This window comes from Rhizobium sp. IY2, assembly GCF_047532935.1.
Classification (GTDB): Bacteria; Pseudomonadota; Alphaproteobacteria; order Rhizobiales; family Rhizobiaceae; genus Rhizobium; species Rhizobium anhuiense.
Window position 1 is genome coordinate 802,945 of record NZ_JBLKNU010000002.1, and the last position, 18,159, is coordinate 821,103.

An 18,159-nucleotide genomic window follows, 5' to 3' on the forward strand; every position below is an offset into this window, starting at 1 on the left:
CCGTCCCGGTTCCGGGAACATCTCTCAGCGGCTATAGGCCGACGAAATCGCCTCCGAAGCGGCTGATATATCCGCGAGATGACCGGCCTGCCTGAGGGCCGCGCCATAGGCCACGACATTCGACAGCACCGTCTGGAATGTGGCGCGCGGACCTGTGTGGTTCAGCCGCACGAGACGGGCCGGCGCGGTTCCGACACCTTCGGTCAGCTCGACCCCCAGTCGTCCGGCGGCAGTGATCAGCACGGCAGGTGCCAGCGCCTCCGGCACCGGCACCGCCGTCACCAGGTTCGACGCCTTTGCTGCCGGCACCCAGACCGGAGTTCCGAGTGCCGCAAGCCCCGCCCGTGTTGCCGATGCGGCAAGCGCATGGCGGGCGACCACATTCTCCAGGCCTTCGGCTTCGATGCGGTCGAGCGACGTTTCCAGCGCGAAGAATTCCAGCGGCGCCGGCGTTCCCGGCAGGCCGAACCGGCCGCTATCGACCCAGCTCTTCATGTCCGCCAAAGACAAGATCGAATCGCGCGGTGCGCCATCTCGGAGAATGAAATCCCAGGCACGGCGGCTGACCGAGAGCGCGGAGACACCAGCCGGACCGCCGAGTGCCTTCTGCGGGCCGATCACCGCGATGTCGATGCCGAGATCGTCGACATCGAATTCGTGACCGCCGACCGAGGCGACCGCATCGACGACGGTGACGATGCCGTGATCACGCGCAAGCGCCAGTATCTCGGGCAGGGGATTGAGAATGCCGCTGGCGGATTCGGCATGAACCAGAGCGAGCACATCGATGCGAGAACCGGCGTCGAGTGCTTTGGCGACGGCATCGATCTCGATCGGCAGGCCTGGTTCGGCGACGATATCGGCGACCGTTGCACCGCCCCGCCGCAGCCATTGCCCGAACCAACCGCCATAGAGGCTGGTGACGATGTTGAGTGCGGCAAGGCCGGGGCGCGCAAGGCTGACCGCTGCCGCCTCCAGCGCCACCACTGCCTCTGCCTGCACAAGCAATATGTCGCCACGGCTGCGCAATAGGCGGCCGATCCTGTCGGCAAGGGCTGCGTAGCGTTCCGCGGGATAGGAGGGTACGCCATGCAGGGGATTCCAACCAAGATCGGACATGGATACTTCCTTCAGCAGGGATCGGTCGCGAGACGGGGCACGGCGGCAACGAGCGCGCGAGCGGCATCGGATTGCGGCGCGGCAACGAGCGCCGCGGCCGGACCGGTCTCGACGATCCGCCCGCCATCCATGACGGCGATGCGGTGGGAAACGGCGCGGACCACGGCAAGATCGTGTGAAATGAACAGACAGGCAATGCCCTGTTCTTTCTGCAGATCGACCAGAAGTTCCAGGATCCTGCCGCGCACGGTGACGTCGAGGGCCGATACGGCTTCGTCCAGCACCAGCAGCGAGGGCCGTGCCGCAATCGCCCGGGCGATCGCCACGCGCTGCCGCTGGCCACCGGACAGCGCGCGGATCGGCCGGCCGGCATAGTCGGCGGGCAGGCCGACACGCTCGAGAAGCATGGCGATCTCGCCGGGGCGCCGGTCTTTCGCGACGACGCCGTGGATGCGAAGCGGATCGTCGAGCACGGCGCCAACGCTCGCCAGCGGATTGAAGACTGCGAGCGGGTCCTGGAACACAATCTGCATGCGCGCCCGCCGGCGGCGCAACGACGCACCGTTCAGGGCAAGCCAATCCACCCCCTCGAAGCGGATCGACCCGGCATCGGCGCTGAGAAGCCGCAGCAGGATGCGCGACAGCGTCGATTTCCCACTGCCGGAGGCCCCGACGAGACCGAGCGTTTCCCCAGGCGCGATCGTCAGCGACACATTGTCGAGGGCGGCAACCTGGCGCGCGCCGGAAGAAAACCCTTTCGACAGGTTTTCGACGGAAAGCAGCACATCGTTCATGGCTGCACCTCCGTGATCAGCGGCGGCGTCGCGAGGTCGCGATGGCTGGCGATCAGGGCGGCGGTGTAGTCGCTTTTCGGCGCCGAAAGCACGGAACGGACGGGGCCAGCCTCGACCAGCCTCGCATTGCGGAAGACGGCGATGCGGTCGACGAAACCGGAGGCAAGCGCGATGTCGTGGGTGATGAACAGCAGCGTCATGCCGTCCTCGCGCACCAACCCGTCGAGCAGACGGACAATCTCGGCCTGGACGACCACGTCGAGCGCGCTGGTCGCCTCGTCGGCGATCAGCAGCGCAGGCCTCGCAGCGATGGCTGCGGCGATCGCCACGCGCTGGCGCTGGCCGCCGGAAAGCTGATGCGGAAAGGCCCGCATGGTCTTTTCAGGCTGCGGTATCCGCACCCGTCCGAGCAATTCCTCAGCTCTGACATAGGCTTGTTTCCAGCTGAGACCGAGATGGCGCCTGGCGCCCTCGGCGACCTGCTCTCCGATCGTCAGCACGGGATTGAGACTGGAGCCGGGATCCTGGAAGACGACACCGAAATCGCGTCCCGGGCGGGGCGCATGGCCTAGTCCGGGCCAGAGCATCTCGCCGCCGACCCTCGCACCCTCCGGCAGCAGGCCGGCTAGCGCGCGGGCGAGTGTGCTCTTGCCGGAGCCGCTTTCGCCGATGATTGCCAGTCTTTCGCCGGCGACGATATCGAGATCGATACCGTCGAGCGCGGCCGCGACACCGCGCCCATAGGTGACCGAAAGCTGTCGCAGGCTGCAGAAAATACCGCTCATGCCGCCCCCACGTCATTATCGCCGAGCGCCTGGCCGAGACCCTCGCTAAAGAGATGGACGCCGAGCACGGTCACGGCGAGGGCAGCGCCCGGTATGATCGAGAGATAGGATGCCGAACGCAGTACGCTGCGGCCCTCGGCAATCATCGAACCCCAGGTGGCGATATTGGGATTGCCGAGGCCAAGGAAGGACAGCGCTGCCTCGGTGAGAACAGCACCGGCGACGATGGTGGCGGAAAGCGCCAGCACCGGCGGCAGCGCGTTCGGCAGGATTTCCCGAAAGGCGATTTCGGCCGGATGCATGCCGATCACCCTTGCCGAGGCGACATAATCCTGCTCGCGGATCGCAAGCACCTGCGCTCGCGTCAGCCGTGCCGGATCGGCCCACGTCCCGAGTGCGATGGCAAGGACGATAATGGGCGTCGACACCCCGATGGTGCTGACGAAGGCAAGGGCGAGGAGAAAAGCCGGCACGATCTGGAAGGCGTCGACCACCCGCATCAGCGCCTCGTCAATGAGCCCGCCGGCAAAACCGGCTACCATGCCGACACAGAGCCCCAGCACCATGGCTGAAAACGCCGCCGCCAGGCCGACGGCAAGCGACGTCCGCGCGCCATAGAGCAGCCCCGCCAGGACGTCGCGACCGAGACGGTCGGTGCCGAGCGGAAAAGCCGGATCGGTGAACGGCGCTAGCAACGCGCGGCCGGCGATCCTCAGCGGATCGCCCGGCGAAACGACGGGAGCGAGCAGCCCGGCCAAAAGCAGGATGAGAAGGATCGCCAGTCCGGCCGCACCTTCCGGTGTGCGCAGCAGGCGCCGCAGCCAGTTCATACGCCGCCCTCCGATGCGCCGATGCGCGGATCGAGCGCGGCATAGACGAGATCGACGAGGAAATTGACCGATATGACGAGGACGGCACTGGTGACGACGATGCCCATCAACAGCGGCGCGTCGCGGCCGTTGACCGCCTCCTGCGCCAGCCGGCCGAAACCGGGGATCGCAAAGACACTCTCGATCACCACGCTGCCGCCGAGCATGGCCGCCGATTGCAGCCCGAGCATGGTGACGAGCGGCAGCAGCGCATTGCGCGCCACGTGACGCAGCACGATACGGCCGCGCGACAGGCCCTTGGCGCGGGCGAAGAGCACGAAATCGAGCTTCCAGGCCTCGGCCATACCGCTGCGCATCACCCGCAGGAACAAGGCGAGATAGATCAGCGCGAGCGCGCCCACCGGCAGAACCAAATGATCAGCAATGTCGAGCGCGCGGGCAAATCCCGTCTTGCCGGAAGCGATTGTTTCCACGCCGGCGATCGGAAACCAACGCAGCTTCACCGAGAAAACGATACTGAGAACCAGGCCGAGCCAGAAACTCGGAATGGCATAGACGATCAGTGAGCCGATCGACAGCATCCGATCTCGCACGCTACCCGGCCGCGCCCCGGCAAGGATGCCGAGCGCCGAGCCGATACCAAAGGAGAGTGCCGTCGCGCTGCCCATCAGCAGCAGCGTATTGGGCAGGCGCTCTGTGATGAGCACGCCGACTGGCCGGTTGAAGGCGACCGACCAGCCGAGATCGAACCGCGCCAGCGAGGAAAGGTAGAGCCAGAGGCGCGCAAACATCGACTGGTCGAGGCCGTAGCTCTCGCGCAGCGACTGCCTCAGTGCGGCATCGCCGCCGCCGATCGAACCGAGATAGGCGTCGACGGCATCGCCCGAGGCGGATTCGAGCAGGAAAAAGGTGAAGATCACCACGATCAGCAGCACCGGAATGCTGCTGATTGCCCTGCGCCTCAGGAGGATGATGGCTCGTTTCACGCCGGACAGGGCCTCTGGAAGAGAATTGCTGCCGATCCTATCACGATTGCAGCGCGGTATCGCCCCAGTTCGAGACCGCCCAGCGCGGATTGTCCGCAACATTGAGCACGGTGTCGCGCGCGACGGTGATGAACCCCCATTCCACCACGTTGATCAGCGGCAGATCGGCGACGACGAGCTGCTGAAACTTGCGGTAGAGATCCGTGCGCGCCGCCGTGTCGACCGTCTCGGAGGCCTGTTTGATGATCTTGTCGAGCTCCGGATTGACGTAGCCGCCCTGGTTGGAGAAGGGCACGCCGGCTGGCGTCCCGGACTGAACGAGAATCGTGGTGGAGATCGCCGGATCGCCGCGGAAGACCGGCGGGCCGACGGCAAGGTCGAAGTCGTGGTCGGTATAAACAGCCTTCTGGTGCGCGGCCGCATCGGCATTAACGATCTCGGCATCGATGCCGATGACGGCGAGCGCTTGGCGAAGGTAATCGCCGAACTGGCGGGTCTCGTTGAAATAGGGTGCGGGGCGCAGCTTCAGCGAGAAACGGTTACCATCAGGCCCTTGTTTGTAACCCGCCTTGTCGAGAATATCGTTGGCGGCGGCGGGGTCGAACGCATAGGTCGCGACATCGGATGTATAGAATTCCGGCGCATTCTTCGGCACCGGGCCGGTCGCAGCGGCGGCGTAACCGAGGAAGATGGTGTCGACCACGAATTTCTTGTCGATCGCCTGGGCGATCGCCTGACGGACCCGGAGATCGGCCAGTTCCTTGCGGCGGTGATTGATCTCGACGACGAGCTGGTAGGTCAAAGCCTCGTAGCCTTTGGAGATCACCTTGATGCCCTCGACCTTGGAGATGCGGTCGAGATCGGCAAGCGGCACCGCCGAAAAGGCGGCAAGCTGGATTTCGTCAGCCTCGAGTGCGGCACCCGCAGCCTCGCGATCGGGCAGCACGCGGAAGACGATCTCGTCGAGTTTCGGCTGCTCCTTGTCCCAGTAACTCTCATTGCGCACCAGCCGGTAATATTCGCCGGATTTGTGTTCGGCGAACTTGAACGGCCCGGTACCGACAAGCGTGGTGTTAGCCGGATTGGTGGCAATATCGGTACCGTCGAAGATGTGTTTGGCGACGACGCTGGTGACGACAGGCAGGGCGTTGCGGATGAGCTGGAACGGCGTCGGCTTGGAGAAGCGGAAGATGGCGGTGTAGTCATCGGGCGTATCGACGGCTTCGAGATTGGCGAAGACCAGGCGGCCGAGATTCTGCAGCGGCTTCCAGATGTTGAGCGCCGAGAAGGCGACATCGACCGAGGTGAACGGCTTGCCGTCGTGCCAGGTCACGCCGTCGCGCAGCTTGAAGGTGACGGAGAGGCCGTCGGCCGACCCCTCCCAGGAGGTGGCGAGACGCGGCGCAAGCCCGTCCTTGCCGTCGAACGAGGCTTCGGCAAGCGGCTCGATCACCTTGCTCGCAACGAAGAAGACGCCGTTGGAGGCGACGATCGCCGGATTGAGGTTCTTCGGTTCGGAATCGGCCGCAACGATCAGCCGGCCACCGGCAGGCGCCGCCTGCGCCAGCGCCTGGCGAGCGAGCGTCGTCGAAGCGAGGAGCAGGGCGGTGCCCTTCATCAGTGTGCGCCGCGAGATAGATGGTACGGTCATGACCCCTCCTGATCGATCGAATTTCAAGCGCCCATATTCAGGGTGAAACGCCGATTGTCATAGAGGTTAAATTCTAAACCTCGGACACCGCGAGACATTTTTTGTCACCCCGCCATTATTCACTCAGCCACTGGCGGCGACGCGGGTGGGCTCGCCGAAGAGATTGCGATAGGCAGCCCCGGGATGCGGCGCAACGAGCCGCGGCCCCGCTCCCCCGAGTTTTTCCCGCAGCGTTCCCTTGGCATAGTCGGTCTTGTAGACGCCGCGCTTTTGCAGTTCCGGCACCAGCAGATCGACGGCATCCTCGAAACTCTCGGGTGTCACGGCATAGGCGAGGTTGAAGCCGTCGACATCGGTGTCCTCGACCCATTCCTGCATCAGATCGGCAACCGTCTGCGGCGAGCCGACGAAGACCGGGCCGAAACCGCCGACGCCGACCCAATCGGCCATTTCGCGCACCGTCCATTCCTTGGTGGGATCGATGGTGGTGAAGGTCTCGACAGCCGATTGCACCGCATTGGTATGGCGGTGCCGCAACACTTCGTCCGGCCCGAACTGGCCGAAATCGATGCCGGTCCAGCCGGAGATTAGCGTTAGCGCGCCCTCGAAGGAGGCATATTTGCGGTATTCGTTGAATTTCCGCTGTGCCTCCGCATCCGTTTCACCGAGGATCACGGTCTGCAGGTTGAAAGCAAGGATTTCGCGCGGGTTGCGGCCGACGCGTTCGGCCGCCTCGCGGACATTGGCGACATAGCGCTTCAGCACCGCCTTCGACGGTGAAGCGACGAAGATGCATTCGGCATGGGCGCCGGCGAAATCCTTGCCGCGGCTGGAGGCGCCGGCCTGGTAGAGCACCGGTGTGCGCTGTGGCGAGGGTTCGCTCAAGTGAATGCCGGGCACGTTGAAATGCCTGCCGGAATGGCGGATCGGGTGGACCTTGTCCGGATGGGTGAAGATGCCGGTTTCGCGGTCGCGCACGACAGCGCCATCCTCCCAGCTTCCCTCCCAGAGCTTGTAGCAGACTTCCAGATATTCCTCGGCAAGATCGTAGCGGTCATCGTGCTTCGTCTGCGCCGGCTGGCCGATATTGAGCGCGCCGCTGTTGAGGTAGGAGGTGACGATATTCCAGCCGACGCGCCCCTTGGTCAGGTGGTCGAGCGTCGAGATGCGGCGGGCGAAGGTGTAGGGGTGCTCGAAGGAGAGCGACGCCGTCAGGCCGAAGCCGAGATGTTCGGTCGCGTAGGACATGGTGGGGATCAGCTGTAGCGGGTCGTTGACCGGCACCTGCGCCGAATGGCGCAGGGCGGCATCGACATTGCCGTTCAGCACATCATAGACTCCGAGCACGTCGGCGATGAACAGCCCGTCGAACTTGCCGCGTTCCAGCGTCTTGGCCAGATGCACCCAGTAGTCGAGATCCTTGTAGGTCCAGGACTTGTCGCGCGGATGGCGCCAGAGCCCCGGCGACTGGTGTCCGACGCAATTCATGTCGAAGGCGTTGAGCCTGATTTCGCGGGTCATGTCTTTCTTCCTTGGAATTAGGGATTGCTGCGGCCAAGGCCGTAGGTCAGCGCCAAGGCGCCGACGAGCACGGCGCCCTTGACGAAATCCTGGGTGTAATAAGGGGCGTTCAGCATGGTGAGACCGTTCAGCAGCACCCCGACGAAGACGGCGCCGGCAATGGTGCCGAGCACGTTTGGACGCCTGAGATTGAGGACGGCAAAACCGATCAGCGCGGCGGCGACCGAATCCATCAGCAACGAGCCGCCGGAGGAGACATCGCCACGCCCGACGCGGGCGGCGATGACGATGCCGCCCAGCGCTGCCAGCGTGCCCGAAATCACATAGGCGAGCGTCTTCAGCCGGACTGTGGACGCGCCGGCAAGCCGGGTCGCGACCTCGTTGCCACCGGTCGCAAACAGCAGCCGGCCGATGCGGGTGCGTTCGGTGAGAATGAAAAGCGCGACGGCGACCACCGCCATCAGTACCACGGCAACCGGCAGGGTGCCGAGGATGCTGTAGCGGCCGATCAGAAGAAAGGCCGGGTCGTAGGCGCCGGTCGCCTTCGAACCGTCGGGCAGGGTGAGGCCCGCCGAAATCGACCGGCCGGCGGTCGGGATCAGTTGCAGACCGGAAAGCAGGAACATCATCGCCAGCGTCGCCAGGAGATCCGGCACCTTCAGGCGCACGATCAGGAAGGCGTTGACGAGACCGATCAGGGCGCCGAAGGCGAGCACCAGCGGCACCGTCACATAGGCATCGAGGTGCCAGACGATCATCGCATAACTCGCCGCCATCACGCTCGATGCGGCGACCGCGCCGATCGACAGGTCGAAACCGCCGACAGCAAGCGTCACGGTGACGCCGGCGCCGAGAATGGCGACGACGGACACTGCCTGCAGAATACTCATCAGATTGGCGATATTGATGAAGGCGGGCTCGGCGATGGTGAAGCCGATGACGAGAGCCGTAAGCAGGATGAACACCGCACCCGCCCGGAGGAACGCCCCGAAGGCGGCAAGACGACCATTATCGGCTTGCGGTGATGCCTTCGGCCGGGCGCTTGCCTGCGGAAGAGTGTCGTCGTCGATCGTCGTCATGCGGATATTCCCTGGATTACGGAGGCAAAAGCGGCCCCGTGTGCCGCGGGCCTCAACACGTGGCGGTCGATGACGAGGATGCGGTCGGCCACTTCATAGGCCTCCTCCGGGTCGGAGGTCGCGATCAGCGTCGCCCGGTCGGTGCGGGCGCGGATTGCCCGGATGATGTCATGACGGGCGCCGACGTCGACACCCTGGAAGGGTTCGTCGAGCAGTAGCAGCCGGCTCGGTTCAGCCTCCCAGCGGGCGATCACCGCCTTCTGCTGGTTGCCGCCGGAGAGCGACCAGATCGAGGCGAGGGGACCGGCGGCCTTGATGCCGAGACGGACGATCGCCTGCTCGGCCTCGCGTCGTTCACGGCCACCGACCAGGAAACCGCGCGGATACCATTTGCCAAGATGCGGCAGGCTGATCGTCGCCGACAGCGAATGGCCGGGCCACGCCGGCGGCATCAGCGATGAACGGTGCCGGTCTTCGGCCGCCATCGCCACACCGGCGGCGATCGCTTCGGCCGGGCTTTTCGGCCGGTAAGGCCGGCCGTCGAGGAACATCGCGCCGCGCTCAAGCGCCGTCACGCCGAAGATCGCCTGGAGCAACCGGCTCTTGCCGGCGCCGAGCACGCCGGTAATCGCCACCACCTCGCCCTCATGCAAGGACAGATCGAAGGGCTCAGCTTCGGGGAGCAGGCTGATGTCGCGCATCTCGAAAATCGCCGGACCGGTCGCAGGCCGCGCATCCGGCCGGGCCGCATCCAGTCGGCGGCCGATCATCGTCTCGATGGCGCTCGAAAAATCGATCGGCCGCGAGAAGGTGCCGACGACGCGACCGCCGCGCATGACGAGCGCACGGTCGGCGATGGCTTCGAGATCGGCGGTGCGGTGCGAGATATAAAGGATCGCCAGGCCGCGCTTGCGCAGGCTGAGAAGAATATCGAAGAGGCGGCGGCTTTCCTCTCCGGAAAGGCTCGCCGTCGGCTCGTCGAGGATGAGCAGATCGGCGCGGTTGGCAAGCGCCCGGGCGATCGCCACCAGTTGCCGGTCGGCGCTGCCGAGGTCGCCGAAATCACGATCGATCGGCAGGCTGAAGCCGGCGGCATCGAGCATTGCCTGCGCGGCGCGGCGGATGCCGGCGCGCGAGACGAAGAAGGGCGCGCTCCGATCGGCGAACCGGTTGAGCAGCAGGGCATCGGCAACGCTCAGGCCAGCCGCGCCGACGAGATCCGTCGATTGATGCACCGTGACGACACCGGCCTTTGCCGCGTCGGCCGGGCTGCGCGGCGCAAAGGGGCGGCCATTGAAGCTGACCGTGCCGCCATCGGCCGGAAGGACGCCGGAGAGGATCTTTACCAGCGTCGATTTGCCCGCACCGTTGGCACCCATCAGCGCCACGATCTCACCGCGCTCCAGCGACAGTTCAGCACCGGCAAGCGCCCGCGTCGACCCGAAACTGCGGGTGATATTTTCAATGTGAAGAAGCGGCATCGATCATGTCCGGGACTGCATTTGTATCAGGAGTGTGCCCCGTCCGGGTGGTCGAACTCCAGGCACGCCTTTCCCTCACAAACTGTCCCCGGGAAACAAAGAATCTCCCGCAGCCCGGAAAATCGGATCATTTACTCTACTAAAAACATAGAGATTATATCTAAATAATCCGATGCGTCGCGGGGCTCCCAACCCGTCAGACGACGCTTCCGATTGCTAGAAGGAACGCGACGATGAAATCCCTCGCACGGCTCGCACTGTCTGCCGCCGTCATTCCGTTCATTTTCATTCAAGGCGCAAAAGCCGACGGCCTGTCCGGCGCTCCGGCCCCCTTTGATAAGGGCGGGGTCAAGGTGGCTCTGATCAGCTACATCTCGGCCGGCGATTTCTTCCAGGCCTACCAGGCCGGTGCGGAAGCCCAGGCCAAGGCGCTGGATATCGACCTGCGCGTCTTCCCCGGACGGCAGGACGCCGCCGAGCAGCGCGAGCAGATTCTGCAGGCGATCAATCTCGGCGTCTCCGGCATCGTCATCGACCACGGCCTTCCGGAATCGCTCGGCGACGTCGTGCAGCAGGCGCTCGACAAGGGCATCAAGGTCGTGGCTTTCGACGTCAACCTCAACAACCCCAAGATCCCGCAGGTGGAGCAGAGCGATCACGAGCTCGCCTCGCTGGCGCTCGAACAGGTGGTGAAGGACAACGGCAAAGACTTCAACGCCGGTTATGTCTATGTCGCGGGTTTTGCGCCGCTCGACCGCCGCAACGAGGTCTGGGACAAGTTCAAGTCGGAGAATAAGGGCGTGGTCGAAAAGGCCCGTTTCGGCAATGTCAGCGACACGACGGCGACCTCGACCGCCGACCAGGCGAAGGCCGCGCTCACCGCCAATCCCGATATATCGGTCGTTTTTGCCCCCTATGATGAATTCGCCCGCGGTGTGAAGCTCGCCGCCAACGATCTCGGCATTTCAGCTAAGCTGAAGATCTATTCGGCCGACGTCTCGACCGCCGATATCCAGGAAATCACCGAGGAAGGCAGCCCCTGGGTTGCGACCGTCGCGACCAATCCGGCCGTCGTCGGCGCCGTCTCCATCCGTGCCGCTGCCCTCGAGATCGCCGGTCAGACGGTTCCCCATCAGATTACCGTGAAGCCGACGCTTCTGACGCAGGAGAGCCTGCGGGCGGCCGGCGTCAAGACGATCGAGGAACTGGCTGCGAAGATTCCGGCCTTCAGCACGAGCGATGCGGCAACCGCGAGCTGGATTCCGGACAAGCTTTTCTGAGGAGGTCACGCTGATCCTTCCGGCGGGAGCCTCAAGCTCCCGCCGGATCATCTTTTGGAGAATTGGAGTTTCGCCCATGAGCCAGTCCAATGTCGTCTTCGCGGCCAGCCGCAACCCAACCCGAGCAGACCTCTTTGCCCGTGCGGAGGATATCTCTGCCGATCTTTCCCGGCGCGCCGCAGACCTCGACCGCGAAGGCCGTCCCCCGCTCGCCGAGATCATCAAGTTGAAAAATGCCGGGCTGCTCAATGCGTTGCATCCCACCCAAATCGGTGGCGGCGGCCTCGACTGGGTCGATGGACTGAGGCTGGTGCGCATTCTCGCCCGCGGCGAAAGCTCGATCGGTCAGCTGCTCGGCTACCACTATGTCAACAGCCAGTATATCTATTGGGCCCTCGATGCCGCCCGTGCCCATGCGCTGGGCAGCGATACCGTCGCCAGGAACCTCTATTGGGGTGCGGCGGTCAATCCGCGCGATCCCGGGCTGGTGCTGACTCGTCGTGGCAACGGCTATGTGCTGAACGGACGCAAATCCTTCTCCACGGCGGCACGGGTCTCCGACTACATCAACGCCAATGCCACGCTCGACGACAAGATCGCCGGCTTCGCCGTGCCGACCAATCGCCCCGGCTATGTCGCCAATGACGACTGGGACAATATCGGCCAGCGCCTGTCCGACAGCGGCAGCGTCGAGTTCCGCGACTTCCCGGTCTACGAGGAGGATTTCGTCGGTGCGCCGGCTGCCCCCGACGCAGCGCCGCCTGTATTGTCGACCTTCAACACGCCGTTCATCCAGCTGGTCTTCGTCAACTTTTATCTCGGCACCGCCGAAGGCGCGCTGCAGGCGGCCGTCGATTACGTCAGAACCACCACCCGGCCGTGGATCACGTCAGGCGTCGAGCGGGCGGCCGACGATCCCTATATCCTCGAACGCGTCGGCGAATTCACCGCGGCGCTGAAGGCCTCGGCAGCCCTTGCCGACCATGCAGCGTCAGCCGTGCAGGCGGGTCTTGCCCGTGGCAGCGACGTGACGGCGCGCGAGCGCGGCGAGGCGGCGGCGGAAGCTTATACCGCCAAGGTGCACGCCACCCATGTCGCGCTCGACATCACCTCGCGCGTCTTCGAGCTGACCGGCGCCCGCTCGACGGCAGACAAATACCGTTTCGACCGGTTCTGGCGCAATGTCCGTACCCACACGCTGCACGACCCGGTCTTCTACAAGGCGAAAGAAGTCGGTGAATTCGTGCTGAACGACCGGATACCGGAGGTCAGCCTCTATAGCTGAGGCGGCCACGGCTTCATCGACAATGAAAAACCCCACTGCCGGCAGCGGCGGTGGGGTTTTCGTTTGAAAGCGACGAAGGCTTCAGAGCGCACCGTTCTTCGGCGGCGTCACGCCGTTCAGATGGTAGTTGCCGACGACATGGTATTTCCAGCGCACGGGATCGTGCAGCGTATGGGTGCGGGCATTCCGCCAATGGCGGTCGAGATTGAGACCTGTTTGTACCGACGAGGTTCCGGCAAGCTCGAAGAGCGTATTCGCCGCCTCGATCGCCACCTCTGTTGTCAGCACCTTGGCGGCGGCAACCGCAAGTGTGGCCTCAACCACCTTTTCCTCGGTCGTCTCGACCTGCGCGGCATCGACCTTGTGGCCAGCGCGCTCGACAAGAGCGGTTGCGGCTTCCAGCCGGATGGCGATCTGGCCGACCTTGGCGATCGTCAGCGGGTCGTCGGAAGCGCGATCGAGGCCGCTATCCATCCACGGGCGGGATTTCGTCCTGACGAAATCAAGCGTTTCGGCAAAGGCCGCCCGCGCGATCCCGAGATCGACACCGGCATGGATGATCTGGCCGACGGAACCGATCGTCGTCGGCCGCTCGAAACCCTTGTGATGGAAGACCACGGAATCGGCGCTGACATAGACATTGTCGAGGATCGTCGTGCCGCTGCCGGTGGTGCGCTGGCCGAAGCCGTCCCAGTCGTCGACGATCTCGACGCCTTCGGTGCCCTTCGGCACGAAGGCCATTGTCAGCCGATCCTCCGGATCGAGCGCGAAGACGGTGACCCAGTCGGCGAAGAGAACGCCGGTCGAATAGAATTTGCGGCCGTTGATCCGGTAGCCCGGACCATCGCGGGTGATGCGCGTGTTGTAATGGCCGACCGTCTTGGTGCCGCGCTCGGAAAGCGCATTGCCGAAACGATCGCCGGCCAGCACACGGCCGAAGAAATAACGCTGCTGCTCCTCGCCGCCATCGGTTCTAAGCGCCTCAAGAATATAGAAATGGTTCTGCGGGATCTGGCCGATCGAACCATCCGCCTCCGACAGGATCGCAGTGATCTCGGCAAGCACTGCGTTGGAGACGTCGAGCCCGCCATATTGCGCAGGCACGGTGATCGCGAGCAGACCGGACTGGGCGAGAAGATCGAGTTCGGTAAACGGCAGGATCCGGCCGGCATCGCGCTCGGCGGCGCGCGCGGCAAATTGGGCCGCCAGTCTGCGGGCGGTGGCGATCGCTTCCTCGTCGCTGCCGATACGGGCGGCCACGGGCCGGATCTGATCTGTTGACCTCAGCACTGTGTTCATCGATGTCTCCAATTCTGACGAGCCTATCGGTGAAAGAAATCGAGCGTCGAGATAAGAGCACAAATTCTATAGAAGCCATCGAAAATGAAAAGTGTTTGCTTATCAGTCTCCAACCGCCGCGATTAGGGTTTGCGTTCTGCACCGGCGCGGGCCAGGTAGCTTGGCAAGCGATAAAATTCCCACCCGGAATTGCCGCTTCCGGTCTCGATTTGATTTCGGCGACTTCCTACGTAACCGATATCCCGCTGCGTCGCCGCGACGGTTGCAGAAAGAACGCCCAATGCGGGGCAGGCGACCGCCTTGCCCGATCCATGAGGAAAGTCATGACCCCACGGCAGTTGCGCCTCGGCGCCTTCATGCGTCCCGTCAGCCTGCATACCGGCGCGTGGCGCTATCCCGGTTCCTATCCCGACGCCAATTTCAATTTCGCCCATCTGAAGTCCTTCGCGCAGGCGCTGGAACGGGCGAAATTCGACGCCTTCTTCATGGCCGATCACCTTGCCGTGCTCAACATGCCTGTGGAGGCGCTGAGGCGCAGCCACACCGTGACCTCCTTCGAGCCCTTCACGCTGCTATCGGCGCTGGCGGCGGTGACGGAGCGTATCGGCCTCGTCGCCACCGCTTCCACCACTTTCGACGAGCCCTATCACATCGCTCGTCGCTTCGCCTCGCTCGACCATATCAGTGGCGGCCGCGCCGGCTGGAATATCGTCACGACGTCCAACCCCGACGCCGCGCTCAATTTCGGCCTGGACGAACATGTGGAGCATGGCGAACGTTATCACCGTGCGCGGGAATTCTACGATGTCGTGACCGGGCTGTGGGACAGTTTCGCCGACGATGCCTTCATCCGCGACCGGGAGAGCGGCCAGTTCTTCGATCCGGAAAAGATGCATGTGCTCGCCCACAAAGGCGAGGAACTCAGCGTCCGCGGGCCGCTCAATATCGCCCGGCCGCCGCAGGGCTGGCCCGTCATCGTCCAGGCCGGCCAGTCCGATCCCGGCCGCCAGCTTGCCGCCGAGACCGCCGAGATGGTCTTCTGTTCGCCGCGCGATCTTGCCGCCGGCAAGGCGCTCTATGCCGACATCAAGACCCGCATGGAAGCCATCGGCCGCAAGCGCGACCATCTGAAGATCCTGCCCGCCGCCTTCGTCATCGTCGGCGACAGCATCGAGGAGGCGCGCGCCAAACGCGCCACGCTCGACAGTCTGGTGCATTACTACAGCGCCATCGCCTCGCTTTCGATCGCGCTCGGTCACGACGCTTCGGGCTTCGATCCCGATGCGCCGCTGCCGGCCGATATTCCCGACACCAATGCCAGCAAGACCGGCCGCGCTCAGGTGCTGAAGCTTGCGGCGGAGGAAAATCTGACCGTGCGTCAGCTGGCGCAGCGCTATGGAGGCTATGCCGGCCTTGCCTTCGTCGGCACCCCGGCCAGTATCGCCGACGAGATGGAACGCTGGCTCGACGAGCAAGGTTCGGACGGCTTCAACGTCGTCTTCCCCTATCTGCCGCAGGGTCTCCTCGACGTCACCGAACGGCTGGTTCCCGAGCTGCAGCGCCGCGGTCTGTTCCGCAGCGAATACGAAGGCACGACACTGCGCGAACATCTCGGATTGCCGCGGCCGGAAAACCGGTTCTTCCCTGCTGGCACATGAGGCGTCGCCGCCGCTGGAATGGACGAACCTCGCTTCCGCTTTCCGGAAGCGAGCCGATAGCGCTCAGGCCATGACCCCGACCTGAAACGCATCGCTCTCACCCATTATCAGTTCGAGAGGCCAGACGATGTTGCGGCTCTCGTTCGGATAGAATTCCCTATAGGCCTGCATGTTGGCGAGAAGCATTCGGCCGAGCGCGACGCCGAGATCGTAGAGCGAGATACGGAAGCAGCTGAGCGACGGCTGCAAGAACCGTGCACGAGGAGCGTCGCGGAAGCCGATCACCGCAAGATCGCGGCCGGGCATGACACCTGATTCCATCAGGCGGCGGTAAAGGCCGATCGCCATCAGCTCATAGATCAGGATCACCGCCGTCGGCCGTTCTTCGAGCAGCAGCAGTTCATGGGCCGCCTGGTAACCACCCCGTTCGCTCGACTTGACGCGGATGACGAGTGCCGGGTTGAATGCGATACCGTGTCGTTCGAGTGCGCGGCGATAACTTTCGACAAAGAGATAACCGAGATTGGCTTCGCTCGACGGCGCGGTGATCGCGATCCGACGATGCCCCAGCGCGACCAGCCGCTCGACGGCATGGTCGGCCACGCCCTCGAAATCGAGATCGATCCATGGAAAATCGCCGGCCGAAAGGCTGCGGCCGAGCGCCACGAAGGGGATCTTCGCCCGCGACAGAAAGTCGATGCGCCGGTCGACGCGCTGCGTGTCCGCGATGATCATCGCATCGACGATGTGCCGTGCCACCATCCGCTTCAGATATTCGTGCGGGTCCTCGTCGCTCGGGCAGGGCAACATCACGAGGTCGAGCTTATGGCGGGCAAAGACGCTCTGCAGGCCGCTGGTGACGCCAAGGAAGAAGTTGTCGGCATTCTCGACCGTCTCCTTGCTGGATTCGATCATCAACCCGATGACCTTCGTCTCTCCCTGACGCAGGCTCCGCCCAGACTGGTTGGCGACATAGCCGAGTTCCTCGGCCGCAGCCAGCACGCGCCGGCGGGTTTCCTCGTTGACATCGGGCTTGCCGTTCAGGGCGCGCGAGACCGTGCCGATCGAAATATCCAGGTGGTCGGCGAGCTGGCGAATCCCCTTCATCGGTGGCGATTTTCCCTAGAGCATGATGCCGAAAAGTGTGCGCGGTTTTCGGACGACATCATGCTCTGTTTCTTTGGTTTAGATCAGGATTCAGATTTTAGGCCGACCCGGCCTAAAATCATCCGGATCAATTTGGCATCTGACCTCTATTGACACGGCAAAAAGTTTCCGCATACAGTCGTAAACGTTTACGGAGTGCGTGTCACTAGGAGTTGGCGCCATTCCCTCGGAGGAAATCGTGAAATTCAGTGCCATTCTGTGCGGGTGCGGAGCTATGTCCAAAGGTTGGTTGCGTGCGATCGCTTCCAACCCTCTGCTGGCCGATGCCATCACCATTGTCGGCCTCGTCGACCTGAACCGGAAGACGGCGGAAACGCTTGCCGCGGAGTTCGGCCTCGAGGACGCCGTCATCGGTTCGGACCTGGCTGACGTCATCGCCGCCACCAAGGCCGATCTGGTCTTCGACATCGTCATTCCGTCGGCTCGATACGACGTCGTCTCGACGGCGCTGAAGGCCGGCTGCCATGTGCTCAGCGAAAAGCCGATGGCCGCTTCGCTTGCCGAGGGCGCTGCGCTGATCGATCTTGCCGCCGAGACCGGGCGCATCCACGCTGTCATCCAGAACCGCCGCTTCATATCGGGGGTCCGGCGTCTTCGCCGTTTCGTCGACAGCGGCGCGATCGGCGACCTTACCGGCATCCATTGCGACTTCTTCATCGCGCCGCATTTCGGCGGCTTTCGCGAAGAGATGGACAACGTCCTGCTTCTCGACATGGCGATCCACACTTTCGATGCGGCGCGCTACGTCGCCGATAGGAAGCCGCTCGCCGTCTATTGCGTCGAGCGCAATCCAAAGGGTTCGTGGTATCGGCACGGCGCCTCGGCCAACGCCATTTTCGAATTTTCCGATGACATCGTCTTCACCTATCGCGGCTCCTGGTGCGCCGAGGGCGAGCGAACCAGCTGGGAAAGCCAGTGGCGCCTCGTCGGCTCGAAGGGAATGCTCACCTGGGATGGCGAAGAGAATTTCAAGGCGGCCGTTGCCGGCGAAGAGCCCGGCCTTCTGCATGGCTTTGCAGCCGTAAACGTTCCCGGTCCGGAACACGATGAAGAAACCCATGGCCACGCCAGCGTCATCGCCGATTTCATCGCGGCGATCAGCACCGGCAAGCAGCCCGAGACGGTCAATTCCGACAATATCAGAAGCCTTGCCATGGTCTTCGGCGCAATCGAAAGCGCCAAGACCGGCAAGCGCGTCGAAATTTCAGCATAGGATGACATGAC

15 protein-coding genes are annotated in these 18,159 nt (G+C 63.9%); 4 read left to right on the forward strand and 11 right to left on the reverse strand.

Annotated features, from left to right (window positions below; translation table 11 throughout):
- Window positions 1–24 precede the first annotated feature (24 nt).
- From ACMUVN_RS12420 to ACMUVN_RS12460, 9 genes are all read right to left on the reverse strand, one after another.
- A complete protein-coding gene (locus ACMUVN_RS12420) occupies window positions 25–1,119 on the reverse strand; it encodes a pyridoxal-phosphate-dependent aminotransferase family protein (protein WP_097630948.1) in 1,095 nt (364 codons plus the stop codon).
- Window positions 1,120–1,130: 11 nt separating this feature from the next.
- On the reverse strand, window positions 1,131–1,913 hold the full coding sequence (locus ACMUVN_RS12425; RefSeq protein ID WP_414815146.1) for an ABC transporter ATP-binding protein: 783 nt from the start codon (window positions 1,911–1,913) through the stop codon (window positions 1,131–1,133).
- Window positions 1,910–2,698 carry an ABC transporter ATP-binding protein gene (locus tag ACMUVN_RS12430; protein ID WP_097622792.1) on the reverse strand — a complete coding sequence of 263 codons (789 nt, stop codon included), beginning with the start codon at window positions 2,696–2,698 and terminating at the stop codon, window positions 1,910–1,912. The genes ACMUVN_RS12425 and ACMUVN_RS12430 overlap by 4 nt, the downstream gene beginning before the upstream one ends.
- Entirely contained in the window at window positions 2,695–3,528 is an 834-nt protein-coding gene (locus ACMUVN_RS12435; protein ID WP_097622793.1) for an ABC transporter permease, read from the reverse strand. The genes ACMUVN_RS12430 and ACMUVN_RS12435 overlap by 4 nt, the downstream gene beginning before the upstream one ends.
- Complete coding sequence (locus tag ACMUVN_RS12440) at window positions 3,525–4,514, reverse strand: ABC transporter permease (protein WP_097622794.1); 990 nt, start codon at window positions 4,512–4,514, stop codon at window positions 3,525–3,527. The genes ACMUVN_RS12435 and ACMUVN_RS12440 overlap by 4 nt, the downstream gene beginning before the upstream one ends.
- 40 nt (window positions 4,515–4,554) lie before the next feature.
- Complete coding sequence (locus ACMUVN_RS12445) at window positions 4,555–6,165, reverse strand: ABC transporter substrate-binding protein (RefSeq protein ID WP_097622795.1); 1,611 nt, start codon at window positions 6,163–6,165, stop codon at window positions 4,555–4,557.
- 123 nt (window positions 6,166–6,288) lie between these two features.
- Window positions 6,289–7,686: an LLM class flavin-dependent oxidoreductase gene (locus ACMUVN_RS12450; RefSeq protein ID WP_097594793.1), complete on the reverse strand. Its 1,398-nt coding sequence runs from the start codon at window positions 7,684–7,686 to the stop codon at window positions 6,289–6,291.
- Window positions 7,687–7,703: 17 nt separating this feature from the next.
- Window positions 7,704–8,765: an ABC transporter permease gene (locus tag ACMUVN_RS12455; RefSeq protein WP_097594792.1), complete on the reverse strand. Its 1,062-nt coding sequence runs from the start codon at window positions 8,763–8,765 to the stop codon at window positions 7,704–7,706.
- Entirely contained in the window at window positions 8,762–10,246 is a 1,485-nt protein-coding gene (locus tag ACMUVN_RS12460; RefSeq protein ID WP_097594791.1) for a sugar ABC transporter ATP-binding protein, read from the reverse strand. Before ACMUVN_RS12460 ends, ACMUVN_RS12455 begins: the two co-directional genes overlap by 4 nt.
- Before the next feature lie 233 nt (window positions 10,247–10,479).
- Here ACMUVN_RS12460 and ACMUVN_RS12465 point away from each other — a divergent pair, with 233 nt between their 5' ends.
- Both ACMUVN_RS12465 and ACMUVN_RS12470 read left to right on the forward strand, forming a co-directional pair.
- On the forward strand, window positions 10,480–11,526 hold the full coding sequence (locus ACMUVN_RS12465; RefSeq protein WP_063476107.1) for a substrate-binding domain-containing protein: 1,047 nt from the start codon (window positions 10,480–10,482) through the stop codon (window positions 11,524–11,526).
- Between the two features lie 76 nt (window positions 11,527–11,602).
- Complete coding sequence (locus ACMUVN_RS12470) at window positions 11,603–12,811, forward strand: acyl-CoA dehydrogenase family protein (protein ID WP_097594790.1); 1,209 nt, start codon at window positions 11,603–11,605, stop codon at window positions 12,809–12,811.
- An 81-nt stretch (window positions 12,812–12,892) separates the two neighbouring features.
- Here ACMUVN_RS12470 and ACMUVN_RS12475 read toward each other — a convergent pair whose 3' ends face one another.
- Window positions 12,893–14,110: an SfnB family sulfur acquisition oxidoreductase gene (locus ACMUVN_RS12475; RefSeq protein ID WP_097594789.1), complete on the reverse strand. Its 1,218-nt coding sequence runs from the start codon at window positions 14,108–14,110 to the stop codon at window positions 12,893–12,895.
- A 323-nt stretch (window positions 14,111–14,433) separates the two neighbouring features.
- Between ACMUVN_RS12475 and ACMUVN_RS12480 the strand changes: the two genes are divergently transcribed.
- Window positions 14,434–15,768, forward strand: coding sequence for an LLM class flavin-dependent oxidoreductase (locus ACMUVN_RS12480; protein ID WP_097594788.1), 1,335 nt, complete (start codon window positions 14,434–14,436; stop codon window positions 15,766–15,768).
- Window positions 15,769–15,831: 63 nt separating this feature from the next.
- Here ACMUVN_RS12480 and ACMUVN_RS12485 read toward each other — a convergent pair whose 3' ends face one another.
- Entirely contained in the window at window positions 15,832–16,875 is a 1,044-nt protein-coding gene (locus ACMUVN_RS12485; RefSeq protein ID WP_097594787.1) for a substrate-binding domain-containing protein, read from the reverse strand.
- A gap of 238 nt (window positions 16,876–17,113) precedes the next feature.
- On the opposite strand from ACMUVN_RS12485, the gene ACMUVN_RS12490 reads away from it, so the two are divergent.
- The gene (locus tag ACMUVN_RS12490; protein WP_097594786.1) at window positions 17,114–18,148 is read left to right on the forward strand and encodes a Gfo/Idh/MocA family protein; all 1,035 of its coding nucleotides are present in this window, start codon (window positions 17,114–17,116) and stop codon (window positions 18,146–18,148) included.
- Window positions 18,149–18,159 lie beyond the last annotated feature (11 nt).